Annotated in this window: 6 protein-coding genes and 1 pseudogene; 5 read left to right on the top strand and 2 right to left on the bottom strand. The window is 49.1% G+C overall.

Annotated elements, in window-relative coordinates:
• The 4 genes and pseudogenes from Q0438_RS02175 to Q0438_RS02160 all read left to right on the top strand — a co-directional run.
• A pseudogene (locus Q0438_RS02175) lies at window positions 1-242 on the top strand (malate:quinone oxidoreductase); the annotation flags it as partial.
• Window positions 243-559: 317 nt separating this feature from the next.
• A complete protein-coding gene (gene pyk / locus Q0438_RS02170) occupies window positions 560-2,029 on the top strand; it encodes a pyruvate kinase (protein ID WP_299186840.1) in 1,470 nt (489 codons plus the stop codon).
• 9 nt (window positions 2,030-2,038) lie between these two features.
• Window positions 2,039-2,989, top strand: coding sequence for a hypothetical protein (locus Q0438_RS02165; RefSeq protein WP_299186837.1), 951 nt, complete (start codon window positions 2,039-2,041; stop codon window positions 2,987-2,989).
• A 196-nt stretch (window positions 2,990-3,185) separates the two neighbouring features.
• Entirely contained in the window at window positions 3,186-3,896 is a 711-nt protein-coding gene (locus Q0438_RS02160; RefSeq protein ID WP_299186834.1) for a cytochrome-c oxidase, read from the top strand.
• Window positions 3,897-4,222: 326 nt separating this feature from the next.
• On the opposite strand, the gene Q0438_RS02155 is transcribed toward Q0438_RS02160, so the two are convergent.
• A complete protein-coding gene (locus Q0438_RS02155) occupies window positions 4,223-4,546 on the bottom strand; it encodes a multidrug efflux SMR transporter (RefSeq protein ID WP_299186832.1) in 324 nt (107 codons plus the stop codon).
• 78 nt (window positions 4,547-4,624) lie between these two features.
• Between Q0438_RS02155 and Q0438_RS02150 the strand changes: the two genes are divergently transcribed.
• Entirely contained in the window at window positions 4,625-4,879 is a 255-nt protein-coding gene (locus tag Q0438_RS02150) for a hypothetical protein (RefSeq protein WP_299186829.1), read from the top strand.
• Between the two features lie 21 nt (window positions 4,880-4,900).
• Here Q0438_RS02150 and Q0438_RS02145 read toward each other — a convergent pair.
• The coding region (locus Q0438_RS02145) for a hypothetical protein (RefSeq protein ID WP_299186826.1) at window positions 4,901-5,123 on the bottom strand (223 nt) is incomplete at its 5' end.

Genomic DNA, 5,123 nt, shown 5'->3' with positions numbered 1-5,123 from the left:
TCTACTACGCCAAAGGCTTCGGCGGCGTGCGCCCGCAGGTCATCTGCAAATCGCAGCAGAAGCTGCTTTTGGGCGAAGCCTGCTTAAACGAAGGAACGGGCGCGAGCTTTACGATGACGCCGAGCCCGGGCGCCACAAACTGCCTAAACAACGCCTTAAAAGATGCCAAAAGTGCTTGCGAATATCTCGGCAAAAGCTTTGATCAAGCAAAATTTAACGCGCAGCTCGGCGAACAAGAGTAAAGCTTAAGCGCAAAATTTTAAAATTTGCTCGGCGCGTTTTGCTCTGTATGCTTTGCGAGACGTGTTTATCGCGCAGTTTTGCGCGGTACGGTTTATACAGCGCCGTCTATACGGCTCGTTTTGTACGGCGCAATGATAGACGCAGCTACCGCACGGCTTTTTGCGGCGCGTATTATGCGGCTTTTGTGCAGCGCCCAATTAAGCAGCCGGCTTTGGCACGAACACAAACGCAGCGCTTCGGCGAACGATCTTATGCGGCGGCTTTGCGTGAAACGCCCTTAAAACCGCGCTAAATTTAATAAATTTAAGGAAGAAAAATGTTAAAAAAAACCAAAATTTTAGCGACCATCGGACCCGCAAGCGACAGCGAAGAGATGATGAGCGCGATGGTAAAGGCGGGCTGCAATGCCTTTAGGATGAACTTCAGCCACGGCACGCACGAGTATCACGAGGCAAATTTAAACAAAATCCGCGCCGTAGAAAAGAGCTTGGGTGTGCGCGTAGGCGTCTTTCAGGACATCAGCGGCCCAAAGATTCGCGTCGGCAAGCTCGAGGAAAATTTTAAACTAAAAACAGGCGATAAAATCACCTTCCTTCCTCGCGAAATCATCGGCAAAAAGACCGGCGAGGGCGAATACGAGCTGTGTATCAACCACCCCGAAATTTTGCCGCTGATGAAGGCTGGCGAGTTTATCTACCTCTACGACGGCTCGATCCGCGCCAAGGTAGTCGCGGTAAGCGAGCAAGGCGTGCGAGCGGTGCTCGAAAACGACGGCTTTTTAAGCTCGAATAAGGGGGTGAACTTCCCAAATACCCGCCTAAATATCGACGTTATTACGCAAAAGGACCTCGAGGATCTGCGCTGGGGCGCGGCGCACGGCGTAAATTTCGTAGGCATCTCCTTCGTGCAGTCGCAAAACGACATCCTGCGCGTGCGCGAAATTTTAAACTCTCTGGGCTCAAAGGCTAAAATTTACGCCAAGATCGAGAAATTCGACGCAGTCGAAAATATTGAAAAGATCATCGAGGCAAGCGACGGCATAATGGTCGCGCGCGGAGATCTGGGCATCGAGATGCCGTTTTATGAGATCCCGCGCATCCAAAAGCACATCATAGCTCTTGCCAACGCCCGCTCAAAGCCCGTCATCACCGCCACGCAGATGATGCTTAGCATGACCGAGCACGAGCGCGCCACCAGAGCCGAGATCAGCGACGTCGCAAACGCCGTGCTCGACGGCACCGACGCGGTGATGCTAAGCGAGGAAAGCGCCATCGGCAAAAACCCCGCAGCCGTGGTCGCCGCGATGAGCGAGACGATCCGCGAGACCGAAAAGATCTATCCTTACGATAAATTTAACGATTACGATTTCTACGACGAGACCGATATGATCACCTCAAGCACCGCAGCGCTTGCCGCAAGACTGGGCGCGGGCGCGATACTTTCGATCACGGGCTCGGGACGCTCGGCGATCAAACTGGCACGCAACCGCGCAAAAATCGACATCATCGCAATCGCACACGACGAGCAGACCGCGCACGCGCTAAGTCTCGTGTGGGGCGTAAATCCCGCGATGGTCAGTGAAAAAACGAGCATCAACTCGCTGCTCGCACGTATCATAAGCGAGGCTCTGCAGCGCGGGCTCATCGAAGAGAACGGCACCTACGTGATGACGGCGGGCTTTCAAAGCGGGCATCCCGGCAGCACCGACTACATCCGTATCATCAAAAAAGATCAGATCGATTTCTACCGCGACGCGGCGAAAACGGGCTTTAGCGGTAAAATTTAAAAAATCAAAATGTCAAAGTCCGTTAAAATCAAAGAATCGCGGTTAAATTTAACCCCTTGCTACGAACTAACGCCAAAAGAGGCGCGAGAGCTCGTCAGCATCGGTATCACCGAGCACGGCGAGATATATTTTCTATGCGAGGATGCGGGCGAATACGTCATAAAATTTATGCAAAATGGGCGGCTGCGCGAGATAAAAACCGGCGCGGACGAAAACGGCTACCACTTCGCCGCGCCCGTGGATTTTCCAAACCGTTGGGCGCTGCTAAACGCTCGCTCGCGCTACGATGAGAAGCTAAAACGCGGCGAGGAAAATTTAAAATTTATCGATGAGCTGGGCGCCCGGACAGGCAAAATTTGCGTGGGCGACGGCATAGCAAAGATCATAGCGCAGGGCGGGCGACTCTACGTTTCATATTTTGGCGACGGGCTCTTCGGCAACTTCGGCGGAGACGAGTGTGAACTCGCCGTTTGGAACGAGGCGGGCGAAAAGCTCTATGGATTTGACCTCAGCCGGATTCACGACTGCTACGCGATAAATCTATTTGGCGGCGCGTGCTACGCGCACTATTGCAGTAGCTTTGATTTCGTGTGTATCAAGGACGGGCAAGCCACGGCGTATACTCCGAAAATCAGTTCTTACAAACCGGGCTCCGCGGCTATTGAAACGTGCGAGCTAGAATTTTCAAAGAGCGATTATATTTTTGCGAGCCGCGACTTCGCGCTGGATGAGCGAAGCGTGCTGTTTTGCCTGGCTGATAACGACAAAGATGAGCTGTTTTTGTTTAAATTTAAAGGCGAAACGCTAGAATTTGACAGAAAAATCAGCCTAAATTTTCTCGGCGCAGACGGCTCGAAAAATAACAAAAATGAGGGCTACGGCTCGTACGGGAACGGCGAATATTTAGCTCTTTCAAAAGGCGCCAAAATTTATAAAATTTGCGTGAGCGAGCTAAATTGAAATGTAAATTTAGCAGCTAACGGCGCTTAAATTTAGCCGCGTAAAGCATCGCGGTAAAGCCGAATAAAAAGAAAATAGAGCCGCTGCAAAAATTAAAATTCCGCAAAAATATATTCGTTAAAAATCAAGCTCGCGCTCTTAAATTTCAAGGTATAATTACGAAGAGAATTCATAAAATTTAACCAAAGGAGAGGTTATGAAAAAATTTCGCTCACTGCTGCTCTGTGCGGCGGCGGCTGCGACTTTGAGCGCCCAAGGCGAGGGTGGCGAGGATAAGGTGGAAAAAATCACTTCGATCGACATCTATGTTTCGCCGTTTTATTCGGCTAAGGAGGGTAAACCTGAATACGTGCACGTTTACGAGCCGATCGACGATCTGTTGATGAAAAACGACGTGCCGAGCCTAAAAAAAGCGATCAAAATCATCGAGGACGCTCCGGACATGGTCGCTCCGACTACGCTGATGACCGTCGCTGCGCGCGCTTATGATCTGGGGCTTAAGGACGACGCCGTATTTTGGTTCTACGCGGGCAAATACCGCTTCATCTCCTTCGCTTCGGTAATCGACGTCAGCGGCGCGATGTTTATGGAGACGGTCGAGGCAAATTCCGCTTTCATGCACCTTGCGGGCGACGTGATCAACCCCTACGCATTCTGCGACATCGACAAGCAACAGATCATAGTCGAAAAGGCGGTCGATTGGGTAAAGGATCATCCATACAAGGCGATATTTTCGGATAAATTCCCATCCATGGCTAGCGACCGCAAGGCGGCTTTAAAGGAAGTAATAGAAAAGCTCAAAGCCGATCAGCAGAAGCAAAAGCAGTATTTCGCCGATCCAAAAAACAGAGCCGATTACATCGCTGAGCGTAAGAAATACCGCACAGACGAGCGCTTCTGCGACTAAATTTGCGGCTAATTTAGTCGGGCGGGCTTTGCTAGCTTAGCCGCATTTTGCCTAAATTTCAACTCGCAGGTTAAATTTGGGCAAATTTCAAGCTATGCTTCAAAATAAAATTTAAGGAAAGGGCGTGAGCAAAATCTGCTCGGCTTTGCGCTGATGGAGTTGCGAGACGAGCTGCGTAGGCTGTATAAAAACTACGATCTGATCGATAAGAAATTTTTGCGAGATTAGGCGGCTTAAAATTTAGCCACTGCGTCATTCGATCCGCTTTTACACCCTATTCCTCGCCCAAATTTAAACGCATTGCTAGCTCGCAAAGGCGCGCGGCCTTAGTGGCCTGCGCCGAAGAAATTACACATCGCCGTGCCTATCACGATGAGCGCTATGCCGCAGATCGCGGGCGCAGAGAGTTTTTCGTGGAAGTAAAACACCGAAAGTAGCGATGCCAACACTATGCCAAGCCCACCCCACGTGGCGTAGGCGACGCTAAGCTTTACCGTTTTTAGCGCGAGTGCCAAAAAATAAAAGCAGGCGCCGTATGCCGCCAGCGTAGCGAGCGAATAATTTAGCTTGCTAAATCCGTCCGAGAGCTTCATACAGTTGGTTCCCACCAGCTCCAAAACTATCGCAATGCCCAAATAAAAGTATCCCATAAGTGCTCCTAAAATTTGGATTTAAATTTTATAAAATTTCCTCTTAAATTTTACACAAAACATACACGCAGTGGCGGTTTGTATGAAATTTCAGCGCGACGGAGCGCGAAATACGACAAAACCTCGCTAATAAATTCTTCCGAAGCGCACGAATTTCTATTTTTCTACAAGCCGGATGCGGCCGCGGACGAATCCTGCCTCGGGCAGTGGCAGAGCTCGCCTTTTGCCGTAGATGCCGATGAGTATCTATGCGCCGAGCAGTTTATGATGGCGAGCAAGGCGCGGATATTAATTTTAATAAAAAAGAGCTATTACAAATTAGTTAATTTGTAATAGCTCCTAATAACCCAAGTACTATTTTGATTTTTTTACTGCTTCTTTTATTTTTTCAGCATCTTTTTTTGCATCTTCTCTTGTTCCGCCTTTATTAGAAGTTCCTGTGTAATATGCACTACGAGGAGCTACTCTACTTGTTGATGGTACATAGGCAACCATTTCACCTTTTCTACTTTCTAAATAAGCAATATATTCTTCAGATTCTTTTTTTATTTTATTGTATTCTTCTTCAAATATAGGA

Origin of the sequence: uncultured Campylobacter sp. (genome assembly GCF_938030785.1) — a bacterium.
Lineage (GTDB): Bacteria > Campylobacterota > Campylobacteria > Campylobacterales > Campylobacteraceae > Campylobacter_B.
This window is presented reverse-complemented; position numbering and strand designations above follow the sequence as displayed.

Bases quoted from the DNA above. Each gene is read 5' to 3' on its own strand.
- Q0438_RS02155 (WP_299186832.1), bottom strand. From the start codon at position 4,546: ATGGGATACTTTTATTTGGGCATTGCGATAGTTTTGGAGCTGGTGGGA.
- Q0438_RS02160 (WP_299186834.1), top strand. From the start codon at position 3,186: ATGAAAAAATTTCGCTCACTGCTGCTCTGTGCGGCGGCGGCTGCGACT.
- pyk (WP_299186840.1), top strand. From the start codon at position 560: ATGTTAAAAAAAACCAAAATTTTAGCGACCATCGGACCCGCAAGCGAC.
- Q0438_RS02165 (WP_299186837.1), top strand. From the start codon at position 2,039: ATGTCAAAGTCCGTTAAAATCAAAGAATCGCGGTTAAATTTAACCCCT.